Origin of the sequence: Pseudomonas sp. 22526, from assembly GCF_052044735.1 — a bacterium.
Classification (GTDB): Bacteria; Pseudomonadota; Gammaproteobacteria; order Pseudomonadales; family Pseudomonadaceae; genus Aquipseudomonas; species Aquipseudomonas piscium.
This window is the reverse complement of sequence record NZ_JBQENK010000004.1, coordinates 374378-391883: the sequence shown is the minus strand read 5'-3', so window position 1 is coordinate 391883 and position 17506 is coordinate 374378. Positions and strand designations below refer to the sequence as shown.

Sequence of the window (17506 nt, the reverse complement as noted above, 5' to 3'; positions counted from 1 at the left end):
TCACTCTCGCTCTAGTAGGGGGCGCTTAACCGAAGAAGCTCTGGCCATTTTTGGCCATCTCGCGCAGCTTCGCGGTCGGGTGGTACAGCGCGCCCAGATCGGCGTACTGGTCGGCCAGGGCAACGAACTCGGCAACACCGATCGAATCGATGTAGCGCAGCGCACCGCCACGGAATGGAGGGAAACCAATACCGTACACCAGGCCCATGTCGGCTTCGGCCGCGGTCTCGACGATGCCGTCTTCCAGGCAACGAACGGTTTCCAGACACAGCGGGATCATCATCCAGTTGATGATGTCCTCGTCAGTGACTTCACGCTGCTCGTAGACGATAGGCTTGAGCACTTCCAGCACCGACGGGTCGGCCACTTTCTTCTGCTTGCCTTTCTTGTCGGCCTCGTAGGCGTAGAAGCCCTTGCCGTTCTTCTGGCCCAGACGCTTGGCTTCGTAGAGCACATCGACGGCCGAACGACGGTCGTCTTTCATGCGATCCGGGAAACCTTCGGCCATCACATCACGACCGTGGTGGCCGGTGTCGATGCCGACCACATCCATCAGGTAGGCCGGGCCCATCGGCCAGCCGAATTTTTCCATGATCTTGTCGATGCGCACGAAGTCCACACCGGCGCTAACCAGCTTGGCGAAACCGCCGAAGTACGGGAACAGCACGCGGTTGACCAGGAAGCCCGGGCAGTCGTTGACCACGATCGGGTTCTTGCCCATTTTCTTGGCGTAGGCAACGGTGGTGGCCACGGCCAGCTCGCTGGACTTCTCGCCACGGATGACTTCGACCAGCGGCATCATGTGCACCGGGTTGAAGAAGTGCATGCCGACGAAGTTTTCCGGGCGCTTGAGGGCCTTGGCCAGCAGGCTGATGGAAATGGTCGAGGTGTTCGAGGCGAGGATGGTGTCCTCTTTGACCTGGTCTTCGACTTCGGCCAGCACCGCTTGCTTGACCTTAGGGTTCTCGACGACCGCTTCGACCACCAGGTCGACGTGGCCGAAGTCACCGTAGGACAGCGTAGGACGAATGCCATTGAGCACTTCGGCCATCTTCGCCGCGGTCATGCGGCCTTTATCGACACGGCCGACCAGCAGCTTGGCGGCTTCCGCCAGGCCCTGCTCGATACCGTGCTCGTTGATGTCTTTCATCAGGATCGGCGTGCCTTTGGACGCCGACTGGTAGGCGATACCGCCACCCATGATGCCGGCACCGAGTACGGCGGCCTGCTTCACGTCCTGGGCGATTTCGTCGTAGGCCTTGGCCTTTTTCTTCAGTTCCTGGTCGTTCAGGAACAGGCCGATCAGGCTCTGCGCGGCAGAGGTCTTGGCCAGTTTGACGAAGCCCGCGGCTTCGACTTCCAGCGCCTTGTCACGACCGAAGTTGGCGGCTTTCTGGATGGTCTTGATGGCTTCGACCGGCGCCGGGTAGTTCGGGCCAGCCTGGCCGGCGACAAAACCCTTGGCGGTTTCGAAGGACATCATCTGTTCGATGGCGTTGAGCTTGAGCTTTTCCAGCTTCGGCTGACGCTTGGCCTTGTAGTCGAACTCGCCGGAGATGGCGCGCTTGACGGTGGCCAGAGCCGCTTCATGCAGTTTTTCCGGGGCGACGACAGCGTCGACCGCACCGACTTTCAGTGCGTCTTCGGCGCGGTTTTCCTTGCCGGCGGCAATCCACTCGATGGCGTTGTCGGCACCGATGATGCGTGGCAGGCGAACGGTACCGCCGAAGCCCGGGTAGATGCCCAGCTTGACTTCCGGCAGGCCAATCTTGGCGCTGGAGGACATGACGCGATAGTCAGCTGCCAGGCACATTTCCAGACCGCCGCCCAGCGCGATGCCATTGATCGCGGCAACGGTCGGAACGTTGAGGTCTTCGAAATCGCTGAAAATCTTGTTGGCTTCGAGGTTGCCTGCGACAAGCTCTGCATCCGGCAGCTTGAAGTTATCGACAAATTCGGTGATGTCGGCGCCGACGATGAAGACGTCCTTGCCACTGCTGACGATCACACCCTTGACCGACGCATCTGCCTTGATGGCGTCTACGGCCGAACGCAATTCGTTCAGGGTAAGACGGTTGAACTTGTTGACGGACTCACCCTTGAGGTCGAAATTCAATTCGACGATGCCACTTTCAAGAGCTTTAACCGTGATGGCTTTACCTTCGTAAATCATCAACTGATCTCCACGATATGGAAGCTGAACAGTACACGTCGGACGCTAACTTCTGACTCGGCAACGACGTTTCCATCGATGCTACGCCAATCCGCCAGGCACACCCGCCAACGCGATAGTCGGGATTCTGGAAGAGCCGTCTGGTAATACAAACGCTCAATTCATACGCCCGTTTGATTTGGGTACGCCACATTCAGGCAAAATCCGACAATTGTCAATCGCCCAAAAGGTTGTTTAAAACACGACTTCTTAGTCACTTCAGACGGGCACGCACCATCAACAAGCCTGCTCATCCCAGGACATTCATAGAATCAATCTTTAGAAAAGTCGCCCTAATGCGTGGCACCCATAACCGATTCGCGGCTACGCTGGCACAACCCTGGAGCAAAAATATGGACGCCTGGCCGAAAACCAGGCGTAAGATCAGCGACAACCCTATCCCCGGCCGCTCAGAACCAGGGGATCAGAAAGGATTTACCGGCCTGCCTGGCCAACCCAGCCCGACCCTGTCGGGCTTTTTATTGCCTGCTTTTCAATAACCTGTGCCATTGCAGCGCAGGTCATGCCTCACGCCAGCGCCTTGAGCACCGCGGCAATGTCTTGCAAAACACTGGCTTCACCACGTTCGCCCCAATACAAGACGATCATCTGTCGGTCGGCCTCGACCTTGAACACGTTGGCCGGCAGCGTGCGAAAGTGCTCGAGCAAGGCAGGGTCCGCACAGGCTTCCCGCCATTGGTTGACCCACATGCCTGGCGCGCTTTGCCAGTAGGCCCAGCAGGCCGGCTGCGTGCCGCGCCGCGGTCGATGGTACTGCGCGCAGGGGTTTGGAGGCTGCGGATCCATCCAGTGCGGCCACTCCTGAGGCGCCAGTTGCATGCCCAGCCCCATGCGGCGCGCCTCCATGCGCAGGGCGATCTGCCCGCTCTGGCGGCGCGACGGACGCAACCAGGCCAGCGGGCTCAAGACCACCGCGAGGATTGACACCACTATCCAGACCGTCATATCTGTACTCCCGATTCTTGATGAGCCGATTGATCCAGGTCGGAACCAATCCGCTTGAAACCAGCCATACTTGAAGCTATTGCAATCCTCAGGAGGAGCACCTCATGCCCTACCACCATATTCTGGTCGCAGTAGATCTAACCGAAGAGTGCGATCCTGTTATCCACCGGGCTCGCGAGCTTTCGGTCAGCAACAGCGCCAAATTGTCCCTGGTGCATATTGTCGAGCCGATGGCCATGGCGTTCGGCGGCGACGTGCCGATGGACCTGTCCCAATTGCAACAGCAGCAGTTCGACCAGGCCAAGGAACGCCTCGATCGCCTCATCACCAAATACCCTGAGCTGTCCAAGGAATACAGCCACCTGACCTATGGCCAGCCACGCCAGGAAATCCACCACCTGGCCAAGGAACAGGAATGCGACCTGATCGTGGTCGGCAGCCATGGCCGCCACGGCCTGGCCCTGCTGCTGGGCTCGACCGCCAACGACGTGCTGCACGGCGCACCTTGCGACGTACTGGCCGTGCATCTGGTCAAACGCTGAGCCCGTCACCGGCAGAATTCTCCGCCCGTACCTGCCCTGCAAAAAGCCCGACATGAATGTCGGGCTTTTTTATTGACGCCAGGTCACTCAGGCATCCAGCTCGGCCCAGCGCTCGACCATCACGTCCAGTTCAGCGTTGAGCTGTTCCAACTGGGCGATGACCGCCGTGGTCTCGGCCGCAGGACGCTGATAGAAGCCGGCGTCGGCCATCTCCGCTTCCACGCTGGCGATCTGCTGCTCCATGGCTTCGATCTGGCCAGGCAACGCCTCGAGCTCGCGCTGCAACTTGTAGCTGAGCTTCTTCTTGGCCGCAGGCGCTTCCTGTGCCGCAGCAGGCGCCGCCGCGACAGGCGCAACCACCGCCGAGTTCAGCTCGGCCTTGCCGGACTTGTTTTCGGTCACGCCCAACAGGCGTGGCGAACCACCCTGGCGCAACCAGTCCTGATAACCACCGACGTATTCGCGAACCTTGCCTTCGCCTTCGAACACCAGGGTGCTGGTCACCACGTTATCGAGGAATGCCCGGTCGTGGCTGACCATCAGCACGGTGCCCTGGAAGGTCAGCAGCACCTCTTCCAGCAGCTCGAGGGTTTCCACGTCCAGGTCGTTGGTCGGTTCGTCGAGCACCAGCAGGTTGGCCGGCTTGCTGAACAGCTTGGCCAGCAGCAGACGGGCACGCTCACCACCGGACAGCGCCTTGACCGGCGTGCGGGCACGCTGCGGGCTGAACAGGAAATCCCCCAGGTAGCTGAGCACGTGGCGGCTCTGGCCATCGATATCGATAAAGTCGCGACCTTCGGCGACGTTGTCGATCACGGTCTTTTCCAGGTCCAGCTGGTGACGCAACTGATCGAAGTAGGCCACGTCGATACGCGTGCCCTCCTCGACCTTGCCGCTGCTCGGCACCAGGCCGCCCAGCATCAGCTTGAGCAGCGTGGTCTTGCCGGTACCGTTGGCACCGAGCAGGCCGATACGGTCGCCGCGCTGCAGGACCATGGAGAAATCCTTGACCAGGAACGGACCGCCCGGATGAGCGAAGCTCACGTCTTCGAGCACCATTACCTGCTTACCGGACTTGTCGGCGGTTTCCAGCTGGATATTGGCCTTGCCGGTACGCTCACGACGCTCGCTGCGCTCGACACGCAGGGCCTTGAGGGCGCGCACGCGGCCTTCGTTACGGGTACGGCGGGCCTTGATGCCTTGACGAATCCAGACCTCTTCCTGGGCCAGGCGCTTGTCGAACAGCGCGTTGGCTGTTTCTTCGGCCGCCAGCACTGCTTCCTTGTGCACCAGGAAGCTGGCGTAGTCGCCGTTCCAGTCGATCAGCCCACCACGGTCCAGCTCGAGGATCCGGGTCGCCAGGTTCTGCAGGAAGGAACGGTCGTGGGTAATAAAGAGGACGGCGCCCTGGAAGTCCTTCAGGGCTTCTTCCAGCCAGGCGATGGCGCCGATATCCAGGTGGTTGGTCGGTTCGTCGAGCAGCAGCAGGTCCGGTTCGGACACCAGGGCCTGGGCCAGCAGGACGCGACGACGCCAGCCACCGGACAACTCGGCGAGGGTCTTGTCGGCCGGCAGTTGCAGGCGGCTCAGGGTGCTGTCCACCAGGGTCTGCAAGCGCCAGCCGTCACGGGCTTCGAGGTCGTGCTGGACGTGCATGAGCTTTTCCAGATCGGCATCAGTGACGATGTTCTGGCTCAGGTGGTGATACTGCGCCAGCAGTTCGCCAACGCCATCGAGGCCCTGGGCGACGACGTCGAACACTGTCCGCTCGTCGGCCACTGGCAATTCCTGCGGCAACTCGCCGATTTTCAGACCGGGCGCGCGCCATACGGAACCGTCGTCGGGCTTCTGATCGCCCTTGACCAGCTTCAGCATGCTGGATTTGCCAGTGCCGTTGCGGCCGATGATGCACACCCGCTCACCACGGGCGATCTGCCAGGACACCTTGTCCAACAACGGCATAGCGCCGAACGCAAGGGACACATCGCTGAATTTGAGCAGGGTCATGAGCTTCTCCAAAAACCGGGCGCGCATTCTACCTGAGTTGAGGCCTCAGAAGGCCGGCATTTTCGCTCCTGAAGCACCCTGAACAACATTTGCCGCGAACTGGCGACAAGAGGCCGGCAAAGCTTTCACCCGTTGCTGGCAAAAGGCTAAGCTAGGCAATAACTCAGTGTTGGCATTGTCGGCACTTGTCATGATTTCTCTGCCCGGATGTCTCATGCGCAGTCGCCTTTTCAGTCTTTTATCCTGCCTGCTTCTTTCTGCCTCTGCCGTGCACACCGCTCAGGCCGCGGACCTCTCACTCCAGCGTCAATATTACGATGAAGCCAAGCGCGCCCTGGCCAAGGGCGACTCCGGCCCGTATTTCCGCTACAGCCAGGTCCTGGCCGACTACCCGCTCGAGCCCTATCTGGCCTATGACGAACTGACCGCCCGGCTCAAGACCGCCAGCAACGCCGAGATCGAAAAGTTTCTCCGTGAACACGGCGACCTGCCCCAGGCCAACTGGATGAAACTGCGCTGGTTGCGCTGGCTGGCCGAACGCGGCGACTGGGCCACCTTCGTCAAGTATTACGACCCCAAGCTGAACTTCACCGAGCTGGACTGCCTGAACGCGCAATACCAGTTGGGCCACAACCTCAAGGCCGAAGGTTACGCCGCCACCGACAAGCTCTGGCTCAGCGGCAAATCCCTGCCGGCCACCTGCGACGCGCTGTTCGCCCAGTGGGCCGCCGAAGGCCAGTTGACTGAACAGAAACGCTGGCAGCGTGCCAAACTGGCCGCCGAAGCCCGCAACTATCCTCTGGCCAACAGCCTGGTCAAAAGCATGACCAGCCTCGCCCCTCAGGGCCGGCTGCTGGTGGACGTTGCCCAGAAGCCCGAGCTGCTCAGCCAGCCGTCGCGCTTCACTCCGGCCAGCGAAGCCATGTCCGACGTGGTCGGCCTGGGCCTGCGCCGCCTGGCTCGCCAGGATCCGGACAGGGCCATGGCCCTGCTCGACGGTTATGCCAGCAGCATGCACTTCTCCCGTGACGAAAAAGTGGCGATTGCCCGGGAAATCGGCCTGACCCTGGCGCGGCGCTTCGACAGCCGCGGCCTGGACGTGATGACAAAATACGATCCCGAGCTGCGCGACAACACGGTTTCCGAATGGCGCCTGCGCCTGCTGTTGCGCCTGGCTCGCTGGGAAGATGCCTACCAGTTGACCCGCAAGCTGCCCCAGGACCTGGCGACCACCAACCGCTGGCGCTACTGGCAGGCACGCAGCCTGGAACTGGCCCAACCGCAGAACCCTCAGGCACAGACCCTCTACAAAGGCCTGGCCAATGAGCGCGACTTCTATGGTTTCCTCGCGGCCGACCGCACCCAGCTGCCTTATCAGTTGAACAACAAACCGCTGGTGCTCAGCCAGCAGGTGATCAACAAGGTGCGCAATACGCCCGGCGTGCGGCGCGCCCTGGAGTTCCATGCCCGCGGCCAGATCGTCGATGGCCGTCGTGAGTGGTACCACGTCAGCCGTCATTTCAACCGTGACGAAATGGTCGCCCAGGCCAAGCTGGCCTACGACCTGAAATGGTACTTCCCGGCCATCCGCACCATCAGCCAGGCGAAATACTGGGACGACCTGGACATCCGCTTCCCGATGGCCCACCGCGACACCCTGGTGCGCGAAGCCAAGGTCCGCGGCCTGCACTCGAGCTGGGTATTCGCGATCACTCGCCAGGAAAGCGCGTTCATGGACGACGCCCGTTCGAGCGTCGGTGCGGCCGGCCTGATGCAACTGATGCCCGGCACCGCGAAGGAAACCGCGCGCAAGTTCAGCATCCCGCTGGCCTCGCCGCAGCAAGTGCTGAACCCGGACAAGAACATCCAGCTCGGCGCCGCCTACCTGAGCCAGGTGCACAGCCAGTTCAACGGCAACCGGGTACTCGCCTCCGCCGCCTACAACGCCGGCCCCGGCCGCGTGCGCCAATGGCTCAGGGGCGCCGACCACCTGAGCTTCGACGTCTGGGTCGAGAGCATTCCGTTCGACGAGACCCGCCAGTACGTGCAGAACGTGCTGTCCTATTCGGTGATCTACGGCCAGAAACTCAATTCGCCACAGCCACTGGTGGATTGGCATGAGCGGTATTTCGACGATCAGTAAGCGATAACGCCTCATAAAAAATGCCCGCAGCGATGCGGGCATTTTCGTTTCCAACGCTGGCTCAGGAGGCAGGCTGACCATCGCTGAACTGCAGCGCCGCCAGACGCGCATACAGCGGATTGCTGGCGACCAACTCCTGGTGGGTCCCCACCGCCACCAGCCGCCCCTGATCCATCACCGCGATCCGATCGGCGTTTTTCACCGTGGCCAGGCGATGGGCGATCACCAGGGTGGTGCGATTCTTCATCAGGCTCGGCAAGGCCTGCTGGATCAAATGTTCGCTCTGGGCATCCAGGGCGCTGGTGGCTTCATCCAGCAACAGGATCGGCGCATCCACCAGCAGCGCCCGGGCAATCGCCAGGCGCTGGCGCTGGCCACCGGAAAGTCCCAGCCCCGCATCGCCGAGATGGGTCTGGTAACCCTCGGGCATTTTCTCGATGAAGTCGTGGGCGTAGGCAATCCTTGCCGCCTCCCTGACCTGCTCCGGGGTGGCCGAGGGTTTGCCATAACGAATGTTCTCTTCGATGCTGCCGAAGAACAGCGCCGGGCTTTGCGACACCAGGGCAAAACAGCGACGCACATCCTGCGGGTCGAGTTGGGTCAAGGGCACGCCATCGAGCAGAATGCGCCCCTGCTCCGGGTCATAGAAACGCAGTAGCAGATCATAGATAGTCGACTTGCCCGCCCCCGACGGCCCGACCAGCGCCAGGGTCTCCCCCTCGCGAACAGTCAGGCTCAAGCCATCGACGGCATAACTGTCCGGACGCGACGGATAAGAGAAGCGCAGGTTCTCCAGCACCAGCTCGCCCCGCACCCGCTCGGGCAAGGTGGCCAGACCATCGCTCGGCGGCTGGATGAGGTTTTCCGAACGCAGCAACTCGGCAATCCGCTCCGCCGCGCCGGCGGCTCGTTGCAGCTCGCCGATCACTTCGCTCAGGGTGCCGAAGGCACTGCCGACGATCAGGCTGTAGAAGACAAAGGCCGCCAGCTCGCCGCTGGAAATGCGCCCGGCGATCACATCCATGCCGCCGACCCAGAGCATCACCCCGACCGCCCCCAGCACCAGCACGATCACCAGGGTAATCAGCCAGGCACGCTGGACGATACGCCGGCGCGCGGTGTTGAACGCCTCCTCCACCGTCAGGGCGAAACGCCGCTCATCCTGAGGCTGGTGGTTATAGGCCTGGACGGTCTTGATCTGGCCCAGGGCTTCCGCCACGTAGCTGCCGACATCGGCGATACGGTCCTGGCTCAAGCGCGACAGGCTGCGTACCCGACGGCCGAAAATCAGGATAGGCACCAACACCAGAGGCAAGGCGATCACCACGATGCTGGTGAGTTTGGGGTTGGTGACAAACAGCAGCACGATGCCGCCGATCACCATCAGCGCATTGCGCAAAAACAGCGAGAGCGAGGACCCGATCACCGATTGCAGCAAGGTGGTGTCGGCAGTCAGCCGCGACTGGATCTCCGAACTGCGGTTGTTCTCATAGAAGCCCGGGTGCAGGTAGATCAGGTGATTGAACACCTGCCGACGGATGTCCGCCACGCAGCGCTCGCCGATCCACGACACCAGGTAGAAACGCACGAAGGTCCCCACCGCAAGCCCCAGCACCAGCAGCAGAAACAGGCCGATAGACTGGTTGAGCAGGTCCGGTGATCCGGTCATGAAGCCCTGGTCCACCAACAGGCGGATGCCCTGCCCCATGGACAGGGTGATACCCGCGGTCACCACCAGCGCCAGCAACGCCCCCAAGGCCTGCCAGCGATAAGGCGCGATGAAACGACTGGCCAGGCGAATCGCCCGGCGTTGACGCGAAGAAAGCATGAAGTTCATCCGGGAGCACACCTGGGAACCGCCCCGCCCCATCCATCGCTGGGTGATCCAGCACAGTCATGAGGCGCAGCCCTGTTTGTCGGAACCGATTTCCTGGAATCTGTCTTCCTGGAATCTGGCTAAATCACAATGAGTCAGATTAATTATGTCCGCTGATACTGGAGCCTAGATGCTATTGGTCTAAGGTCCGAGTGGAAGTCCACAGGCATTTCTGTTGGACTGAGGACTTAACCGGATAGAAAACGCCGTAGTGGGACCTTGCAGGGAGTTGTCACAGCTTGGTCACCTGGCGGTTTTAAAGTAAGCGCACAACCTGATGAGGAGACAGGCCATGTCCTTGCAAAACAGCAGCAATGACAAGATTGAAGTGATTCGTACCCACCCCGACCAGTCTCTGGGATGCGCCATTATCGACGCTCAGGGTCGCGAAGTACCGATCACCGAAGACATGATCCAGAACGCCTGCCGCGAACTGGAAAAGCGACTGGTCAAGCCTGCGCAGCAAGATTGACACATAGCCTCACGTCCTCTTGACCCGGCCCTGAAGCCGGGTTTTTTATGCCTGCCAGAAACGTCCCGGCTCCAGACCCGATCAGCGAACCGACACCGCCCCCAGGGCCGATACGATCTGCTGCAAGCCTGGCGCTTCGCCCTGGATACGCACGGCCAGCCCATCGATTTCACGTCGCGGCGGATAACCCTTGCGCAACGCATCGAAGGCCGCGCGCTGCTCGGCCACGCTGCCCACCAGGCTGCGGCGGAAATCCGCATCGTCGCGCCGCGGGTCGTAAACCGCCCGACAGATCATCGCCAGGGACCAGGCCGGATCGCTATTGGCATCGAGGCTCACTTCCGACAGCCATGGCCGGGGCAGCAGGTCGCGCAAATGAATCGCTTGCGGCTGGCCGAGGTAATCGCAGAGCGCCTGATAGATCTGCGCCGTCCCGCGTTGCCGGCCATCGAGGCTGTAACCGGCGATATGCGGCGTGGCCAGCACGCACAGGTCGGCCAGGGCCACATCGACCTGGGGCTCGCCTTCCCAGACATCCAGCACCGCCTGTAGGTCTTCACGCTCGAGCAGCACTTCGCGCAGGGCGCTGTTATCCACCACCGCGCCGCGGCTGGCGTTGATCAGCCAGGCACCGGGGCGCAGCCGGCGCAGGCGCTGCTTGTCCAGCAGGTGCCAGGTCGGCAACTCGCCGGCCTTGGTCAAGGGTGTGTGCAGGCTGATGACATCGCACTGCTCAAGGATCTGCTCCAGGCTGACGTAGTCGCCCCCTTCCGCCACCTGTCGTGGCGGATCGCAGACCAGGACCTTCCAGCCCAGACCGCGCAGCACCTCGATCAGCCGTCCACCGACCTCGCCCGCGCCCACCACGCCGTACGTGCGTTGCGTCAGGTCGGCGCCTTCGATTTCCGCCAGGGTCAGCAGGCTGCCCAGCACATAGTCGACCACCCCGCGCGCATTGCAGCCCGGCGCACTGGACCAGCGAATGCCCGCCTCGTGGAAATACTCGAGGTCCAGGTGATCAGTACCAATGGTGCAGGTCCCGACAAACCGCACCTGGCTATTTTCGAGCAAAGCACGGCTGACCTGGGTCACCGAACGCACCAGCAGCACATCGGCGCCCTCGATCGCGGCGCGGTCGATGGCCCGCCCCGGAAAACGGCGGATCTCGCCGAAGCCGGCAAAAAAGGCATCGAGCAGGGGAATATTTTCGTCGGCAACAATCAGCATGGCAGGCTCCTTTCGCGGAGCCGCAGTTTAGGCGTAGAAGGCCATTTTGGGCCAGCAAGCAATCCACCCTGTCGCCCTCCGCCAGCACTTACAAATCGACAACAGAGGTTTTTTCCTGACTCATCTGTCAATGCGTAGAATACGCCGCCCTGCGCATCAACCCTGTGGACGCTTCGCCTGTGAATTCCGTGACCGATACCCCTGCCGCCTCCCTCAACCGCCCGGCCCGGGTGCGCCTTGAACTGCGCAGCCTGCTGGCCCTGTCCTTGCCGATCATGATCGCGCAGCTGGCGACCACGGCCATGGGATTCGTCGATGCGGTGATGGCCGGCCGGTACAGCCCACGGGACCTGGCGGCGGTGGCGCTGGGCAACTCGATCTGGATCCCGGTATTCCTGTTGATGACCGGCACCCTGCTGGCCACCACGCCCAAGGTGGCCCAGCGGGTCGGCGCCGGCACCTATGGCGAGATCGGCCCGCTCGTGCGCCAGGCGCTGTGGCTGGCCCTGGCGGTCGGCCTGAGCGCCAGCCTGATTCTGCTCAGTGCCGAGCCGGTGCTGCACCTGATGAAGGTCGACCCGACGCTGATCGGCCCCTGCATGGAATACCTGCACGGCATCGCCAGCGGCCTGCCGGCGGTGGCGCTGTATTACGTGCTGCGTTGCTGTAGCGATGCCCTGGGCCGTACCCGGCCGAGCATGGTCATCGGCCTGTTCGGCCTGGCCCTGAACATCCCCATCAACTACGTGTTCATTTATGGCCACCTCGGCGTGCCGGCCATGGGCGGCGTCGGTTGCGGCTGGGCCACGGCCATCGTGATGTGGGCAATGATGCTGGCCATGGCCGGCTGGACCCGCTGGGCTCCGGCCTACCAGAGCAGCCAGCTGTTCAAGCGTTTCGACTGGCCGCAATGGGCGGTGATCAAGCGTTTGCTGAGCGTTGGCCTGCCGATCGGCATCGCAGTGTTTGCCGAATCGAGCATCTTCGCGGTGATCGCCCTGCTGATCGGCAGCCTCGGCGCCACGGTGGTCGCCGGGCACCAGATCGCCCTGAACATCAGTTCCCTGCTGTTCATGATTCCGTATTCCCTGGGCATGGCGGTTACGGTGCGGGTCGGCCAGGCCCTGGGCGCCGGCAACCCGCATCAGGCACGCTTCGCCGCTGGCGTCGGCCTGGGCGCGGCGCTGGCCTTCGCCCTGTTCTCCGCGAGCCTGATCCTGCTGCTGCGCGAATCCATCGCCTCGATCTACACCCCGGACACCGCGGTGATCCAGGTGGCGGCGATGCTGATCGTGTACGCCGCGCTCTACCAGTTCTCCGACGCGATCCAGGTGATCTGCGCAGGGGCCCTGCGCGGCTACCAGGACACCCGAGTGACCATGGTCCTGACGCTGCTCGCCTACTGGGGCATAGGTTTGCCGGTGGGTTATGTGCTGGGGCTGACCGACTGGTTCGGCCCGGCCAGCGGCCCGAGCGGGCTGTGGGAAGGCTTGATTGCCGGCCTGAGCTGCGCGGCGCTGATGCTGTCGATCCGCCTGGCGCGCAGCGCGCGCAAGCGAATCCGCATCAGCCAGGCGGCGGGTTAACCGGACTTCTTGCGAATCCAGTACAGGTAGGTGCCGGCTTCTTCCTGCTGAGCGACCAGCTCATGGTCGAGGAACACGCAGAACTTGGGGATGTCGCGGCGGGTCGAGGGATCGGTGGCGATCACCTTGAGCAGGCCGCCGGGCTGCAGGTCACGAATATGCTGGTGCAGCATCATGACCGGCTCCGGGCAATTGAGCCCGGTGGCATCCAGCGTGCCGTCGACCGGCGTATCGATGATTTGACTCATAACTCACTCCTGAAACTGGCCGGCATTGTCGCGCAATGCCGGCATCGACGCTATCTGTGACATTGCGCCGCAACTCTGATCAACGGGCCTTGGGCTTCTTTTCATCCAGCCGGCGCAGGTGGCAGGTCACTTCTTCACGGTCGTGGTACAGCTGCTTGCAGCCGATGGCCACGCGAATGCCACGGGCCTTGAAGCCGTCCTCGATCCGTTCGAGCAAACGCTTCACTTCCGCGTAACGCTGTTTCATCGGCAGCTTCAGGTTGACCACCGCTTCGCGGCAATGACCCTCGCCGATCCAGGTTTCCAGCAAGGCGGCGTTGCGCGCCGGCTTCTCGACGATGTCGCAGACCATCCAGTCCACCGGCTGCTTGGGCTTGAAGGTGAAACCGTCGGCCATCAGGTGCTGCACCAGGCCGGTGTCCATCAGGCTTTCGGCCATAGGCCCGTTGTCGACAGCGGTGACCAGCATGCCGCGGTTGACCAGTTGCCAGGTCCAGCCACCCGGGGCGGCGCCCAGGTCGACGCCGGTCATGTCGCCGTGCAGGCGCTCGTCCCACTGATCGCGAGGAATGAAGTGGTGCCAGGCCTCCTCCAGCTTCAGGGTCGAGCGGCTGGGCGCTTCACGGGGGAACTTCAAGCGCGGAATGCCCATCGGCCACATGGCCGAATTGCCGGCATCGGCCAGGCCGACGAACACCTCGCGACCGCTTTTGAAGGTCAGCAGCAAGCGCGGCTTGCCGGCATCGTCCACCAGCTTGCCGGCCGCCGTCAGGGCCTTGCGCAGTGGCGCTTCGAATTTCTTGCAGAAGTTCGACAATTCTTTGCCGTCGTTGGTATCCAGCACTTCCAGCCACAGGCTGCCGCAGGTCGGGAAGCTCGCCAGATGGGCCAGGATCACACTGATACGGTCGGTTTCCGGCAGATCGACGAAGACGCCCCGCGCCCATTGCCGCGGGAAGATCAGCTCGGCGAAACGCAGCTCGCGCATCAGGCGCTCGGCGCCGTCTTCTTCGCTGCACACAAACTCGGCACAGGCGCTGCTCGGCTTGGCCTTGGCATACCCGGCCACGTTCAGGCGCGCGGCATGGTCGGCGATCTCGGAGCAGACTTCGCCTTCGAAGCCCGGCCGGCAGTGCATAAAGAGGGTGTTCATCGAATCTCCTGGGCAATTGGCAATCAATCATGCGCAAACCCGCTGTTGCAAAGCCTGTCACGAAAACCGGCGCATGATAGCCGAGTTCGGAACCTTGGACTTGTCCATAGAGTCCAGTTATTAGCCAGCTACTGAAAACAGGGCTAGCTTAAGAGCTCTGCCCTTCCCGTCAGGTCCGTAGCCGTGCGGACCAAAAGGAGTGATTCAATGCCGTCCCTCGATAGCCTGAAAACCCTTAAAACATTAAAAATCGACGACAAGACCTACCACTATTTCAGCCTGCCGGAAGCCGCCAAGCGCCTTGGCGATCTCGACAAGCTGCCGATGTCGTTGAAAGTCCTGCTGGAAAACCTGCTGCGCTGGGAAGACGAAAAGACCGTCACCGGCGCCGACCTCAAGGCCCTCGCCGCCTGGCTCAAGGAGCGTCGCTCGGATCGCGAGATCCAGTACCGCCCGGCGCGGGTGCTGATGCAGGACTTCACCGGCGTGCCAGCGGTGGTCGACCTGGCGGCCATGCGCGCCGCCATGGCCAAGGCCGGCGGCGACCCGCAACGCATCAACCCGCTGTCGCCGGTGGACCTGGTGATCGACCACTCGGTGATGGTCGACAAGTTCGCCAGCAGCACCGCCTTCGAACAGAACGTCGACATTGAAATGCAGCGCAACGGCGAGCGTTATGCCTTCCTGCGCTGGGGCCAGAGCGCCTTCGACAACTTCAGCGTGGTGCCGCCGGGCACCGGCATCTGCCACCAGGTCAACCTGGAATACCTGGGCCGCACGGTCTGGACCAAGGATGAAGACGGCCGCACCTACGCCTTCCCCGACACCCTGGTGGGCACCGATTCCCACACCACCATGATCAACGGCCTCGGCGTGCTCGGCTGGGGCGTGGGTGGTATCGAGGCCGAGGCGGCGATGCTCGGCCAGCCAGTGTCGATGCTGATCCCGGAAGTCATAGGCTTCAAACTGACCGGCAAGCTCAAGGAAGGCATCACCGCCACCGACCTGGTGCTGACCGTCACCCAGATGCTGCGCAAGAAAGGCGTGGTCGGCAAATTCGTCGAGTTCTATGGCGACGGCCTCGCCGACCTGCCGCTGGCCGACCGTGCCACCATCGCCAACATGGCCCCGGAATACGGCGCCACCTGCGGTTTCTTCCCGGTGGATGACATCACCCTGGAATACCTGCGCCTGTCCGGCCGCCCGGACGCCGTGGTGAAACTGGTGGAGGCCTACAGCAAGACCCAGGGCCTGTGGCGCCTGCCGGGCCAGGAGCCGGTGTTCACCGACAGCCTGGCACTGGACATGGATACGGTGGAAGCCAGCCTGGCCGGGCCGAAGCGGCCGCAGGACCGGGTCTCCCTGCCCAATGTCGGCCAGGCCTTCACCGACTTTCTCGACCTGCAGTTCAAGCCCACCAGCAAAGAAGAAGGCCGCCTGGAAAGCGAAGGCGGTGGTGGCGTGGCCGTGGGCAGCGCCGACCTGATAGGCGAAATCGATTACGCCCACAATGGCCAGACCTATCGCCTGAAGAACGGCGCAGTGGTGATCGCCGCTATCACCTCCTGCACCAACACCTCCAACCCCAGCGTGATGATGGCTGCCGGCCTGGTGGCGAAAAAGGCCGTGGAAAAAGGCCTGAAGCGCAAGCCCTGGGTGAAGAGTTCGCTGGCCCCGGGTTCGAAAGTGGTCACCGACTACTATCAGGCCGCAGGGCTGACCCAGTACCTCAACGCCCTGGGCTTCGACCTGGTGGGTTATGGCTGCACCACCTGCATCGGCAACTCCGGCCCCTTGCCGGAGCCGATCGAGAAAGCCATCCAGAAAGCCGACCTGACCGTCGCCTCGGTGCTGTCCGGCAACCGTAACTTCGAAGGCCGCGTGCACCCGCTGGTGAAAACCAACTGGCTGGCCTCGCCGCCGCTGGTGGTGGCCTATGCCCTGGCCGGCAGCGTGCGCATCGATATCAGCCGCGAGCCGCTGGGCGAAGACAAGGACGGCAAGCCGGTCTACCTGCGCGACATCTGGCCGAGCACCCAGGAAATCGCCGAGGCGGTCACCCAGGTCAACACCCGGATGTTCCACAAGGAATACGCCGAGGTGTTCGCCGGCGACGCCCAGTGGCAAGCCATCGAAGTGCCGCAGGCCGCGACCTATGTGTGGCAAGCGGATTCCACCTATATCCAGCACCCACCCTTCTTCGACGACATCGCCGGCCCTCTGCCGGTGATCGAGGATATCGAGGGCGCGCGGGTCCTGGCGCTGCTGGGCGACTCGGTGACCACCGACCACATCTCCCCGGCCGGCAATATCAAGGCCGACAGCCCGGCCGGACGCTACCTGCGCGAGCAAGGCGTGGAACCGCGGGACTTCAACTCCTACGGTTCGCGTCGCGGCAACCATCAGGTGATGATGCGCGGCACCTTCGCCAACATCCGCATCCGCAACGAAATGCTCGGTGGCGAAGAAGGCGGCAACACTCTCTATATCCCCACCGGCGAGAAACTGGCGATCTATGACGCGGCCATGCGTTACCAGCAATCGGGCACGCCATTGGTGGTGATCGCCGGCCAGGAATACGGCACCGGCTCCAGCCGCGACTGGGCCGCCAAGGGCACCAACCTGCTGGGGGTCAAGGCGGTGATCGCCGAGAGCTTCGAGCGTATCCACCGCTCCAACCTGGTGGGCATGGGCGTGTTGCCGCTGCAGTTCAAGCTCGACCAGAACCGCAAGAGCCTGAACCTCACCGGCAAGGAAACCCTGGATATCCAGGGCCTGACCGGCGTCGAACTGACGCCGCGGATGAACCTGACCCTGGTGATCACCCGCGAGGATGGCAGCCAGGAAAAGGTCGAGGTGCTGTGCCGCATCGACACCCTGAACGAAGTGGAATACTTCAAGTCCGGCGGGATCCTGCACTACGTCCTGCGACAGCTGATCGCCGCGTAACGCCATGCCGCAAAACCGACACCGCCTCCGGGCGGTGTTTTTGTTTCACTTATTCATCGCCCCCGCCTCGTTATACTGGCCCCCCGTTCGTTCTATCCAGTAACCGCTGACGCAGGTGGCGCGAG

The 17506-nt window shown here is 62.6% G+C and carries 12 protein-coding genes; 5 read left to right on the top strand and 7 right to left on the bottom strand.

From position 1 onward, the window contains the following. Window positions 1-25: 25 nt before the first annotated feature. Window positions 26-2173 (bottom strand): fatty acid oxidation complex subunit alpha FadB, encoded by a 2148-nt coding sequence (gene fadB / locus ACTJKT_RS08680; protein ID WP_097302688.1) that lies wholly within the window; start codon window positions 2171-2173, stop codon window positions 26-28. Between the two features lie 567 nt (window positions 2174-2740). Further along, a complete protein-coding gene (locus ACTJKT_RS08675) occupies window positions 2741-3178 on the bottom strand; it encodes a hypothetical protein (protein ID WP_440786793.1) in 438 nt (145 codons plus the stop codon). Between the two features lie 104 nt (window positions 3179-3282). On the opposite strand from ACTJKT_RS08675, the gene ACTJKT_RS08670 reads away from it, so the two are divergent. Next, window positions 3283-3720 (top strand): universal stress protein, encoded by a 438-nt coding sequence (locus ACTJKT_RS08670; protein WP_007921319.1) that lies wholly within the window; start codon window positions 3283-3285, stop codon window positions 3718-3720. Between the two features lie 87 nt (window positions 3721-3807). Here the strand turns inward: ACTJKT_RS08670 and ACTJKT_RS08665 are convergent, their stop codons facing one another. Beyond that, entirely contained in the window at window positions 3808-5727 is a 1920-nt protein-coding gene (locus ACTJKT_RS08665) for an ATP-binding cassette domain-containing protein (protein ID WP_063429269.1), read from the bottom strand. A gap of 214 nt (window positions 5728-5941) precedes the next feature. Between ACTJKT_RS08665 and ACTJKT_RS08660 the strand changes: the two genes are divergently transcribed. Continuing rightward, window positions 5942-7870 (top strand): transglycosylase SLT domain-containing protein, encoded by a 1929-nt coding sequence (locus ACTJKT_RS08660; RefSeq protein WP_440786792.1) that lies wholly within the window; start codon window positions 5942-5944, stop codon window positions 7868-7870. Window positions 7871-7931: 61 nt separating this feature from the next. Here ACTJKT_RS08660 and ACTJKT_RS08655 read toward each other — a convergent pair whose 3' ends face one another. Beyond that, complete coding sequence (locus ACTJKT_RS08655; protein ID WP_440786791.1) at window positions 7932-9707, bottom strand: ABC transporter transmembrane domain-containing protein; 1776 nt, start codon at window positions 9705-9707, stop codon at window positions 7932-7934. Window positions 9708-10038: 331 nt separating this feature from the next. On the opposite strand from ACTJKT_RS08655, the gene ACTJKT_RS08650 reads away from it, so the two are divergent. After that, window positions 10039-10218, top strand: a complete 180-nt coding sequence (locus ACTJKT_RS08650) for a PA1571 family protein (protein WP_007921326.1) — start codon at window positions 10039-10041, stop codon at window positions 10216-10218. An 81-nt stretch (window positions 10219-10299) separates the two neighbouring features. Here the strand turns inward: ACTJKT_RS08650 and pdxB are convergent, their stop codons facing one another. Continuing rightward, window positions 10300-11445 carry a 4-phosphoerythronate dehydrogenase PdxB gene (gene pdxB, locus ACTJKT_RS08645; protein ID WP_440786790.1) on the bottom strand — a complete coding sequence of 382 codons (1146 nt, stop codon included), beginning with the start codon at window positions 11443-11445 and terminating at the stop codon, window positions 10300-10302. 179 nt (window positions 11446-11624) lie between these two features. On the opposite strand from pdxB, the gene ACTJKT_RS08640 reads away from it, so the two are divergent. After that, window positions 11625-13031: an MATE family efflux transporter gene (locus ACTJKT_RS08640; RefSeq protein ID WP_440786789.1), complete on the top strand. Its 1407-nt coding sequence runs from the start codon at window positions 11625-11627 to the stop codon at window positions 13029-13031. Here ACTJKT_RS08640 and tusA read toward each other — a convergent pair. Together tusA and rlmM are read right to left on the bottom strand one after the other, a co-directional pair. Next, the gene (gene tusA / locus ACTJKT_RS08635) at window positions 13028-13279 is read right to left on the bottom strand and encodes a sulfurtransferase TusA (protein WP_007921329.1); all 252 of its coding nucleotides are present in this window, start codon (window positions 13277-13279) and stop codon (window positions 13028-13030) included. The two genes, ACTJKT_RS08640 and tusA, sit on opposite strands and share 4 nt — an antisense overlap. A gap of 79 nt (window positions 13280-13358) precedes the next feature. Then, window positions 13359-14432 (bottom strand): 23S rRNA (cytidine(2498)-2'-O)-methyltransferase RlmM, encoded by a 1074-nt coding sequence (gene rlmM, locus ACTJKT_RS08630; protein ID WP_440786788.1) that lies wholly within the window; start codon window positions 14430-14432, stop codon window positions 13359-13361. A 207-nt stretch (window positions 14433-14639) separates the two neighbouring features. Between rlmM and acnA the strand changes: the two genes are divergently transcribed. Continuing rightward, on the top strand, window positions 14640-17381 hold the full coding sequence (gene acnA / locus ACTJKT_RS08625; protein ID WP_097302683.1) for an aconitate hydratase AcnA: 2742 nt from the start codon (window positions 14640-14642) through the stop codon (window positions 17379-17381). The last annotated feature ends 125 nt before the right edge of the window (window positions 17382-17506 follow it).

Bases quoted from the DNA above. Each gene is read 5' to 3' on its own strand.
- ACTJKT_RS08660 (WP_440786792.1), top strand. From the start codon at position 5,942: ATGCGCAGTCGCCTTTTCAGTCTTTTATCCTGCCTGCTTCTTTCTGCC.
- ACTJKT_RS08650 (WP_007921326.1), top strand. From the start codon at position 10,039: ATGTCCTTGCAAAACAGCAGCAATGACAAGATTGAAGTGATTCGTACC.
- tusA (WP_007921329.1), bottom strand. From the start codon at position 13,279: ATGAGTCAAATCATCGATACGCCGGTCGACGGCACGCTGGATGCCACC.
- rlmM (WP_440786788.1), bottom strand. From the start codon at position 14,432: ATGAACACCCTCTTTATGCACTGCCGGCCGGGCTTCGAAGGCGAAGTC.
- ACTJKT_RS08670 (WP_007921319.1), top strand. From the start codon at position 3,283: ATGCCCTACCACCATATTCTGGTCGCAGTAGATCTAACCGAAGAGTGC.
- pdxB (WP_440786790.1), bottom strand. From the start codon at position 11,445: ATGCTGATTGTTGCCGACGAAAATATTCCCCTGCTCGATGCCTTTTTT.
- fadB (WP_097302688.1), bottom strand. From the start codon at position 2,173: ATGATTTACGAAGGTAAAGCCATCACGGTTAAAGCTCTTGAAAGTGGC.
- ACTJKT_RS08655 (WP_440786791.1), bottom strand. From the start codon at position 9,707: ATGAACTTCATGCTTTCTTCGCGTCAACGCCGGGCGATTCGCCTGGCC.
- acnA (WP_097302683.1), top strand. From the start codon at position 14,640: ATGCCGTCCCTCGATAGCCTGAAAACCCTTAAAACATTAAAAATCGAC.
- ACTJKT_RS08675 (WP_440786793.1), bottom strand. From the start codon at position 3,178: ATGACGGTCTGGATAGTGGTGTCAATCCTCGCGGTGGTCTTGAGCCCG.
- ACTJKT_RS08665 (WP_063429269.1), bottom strand. From the start codon at position 5,727: ATGACCCTGCTCAAATTCAGCGATGTGTCCCTTGCGTTCGGCGCTATG.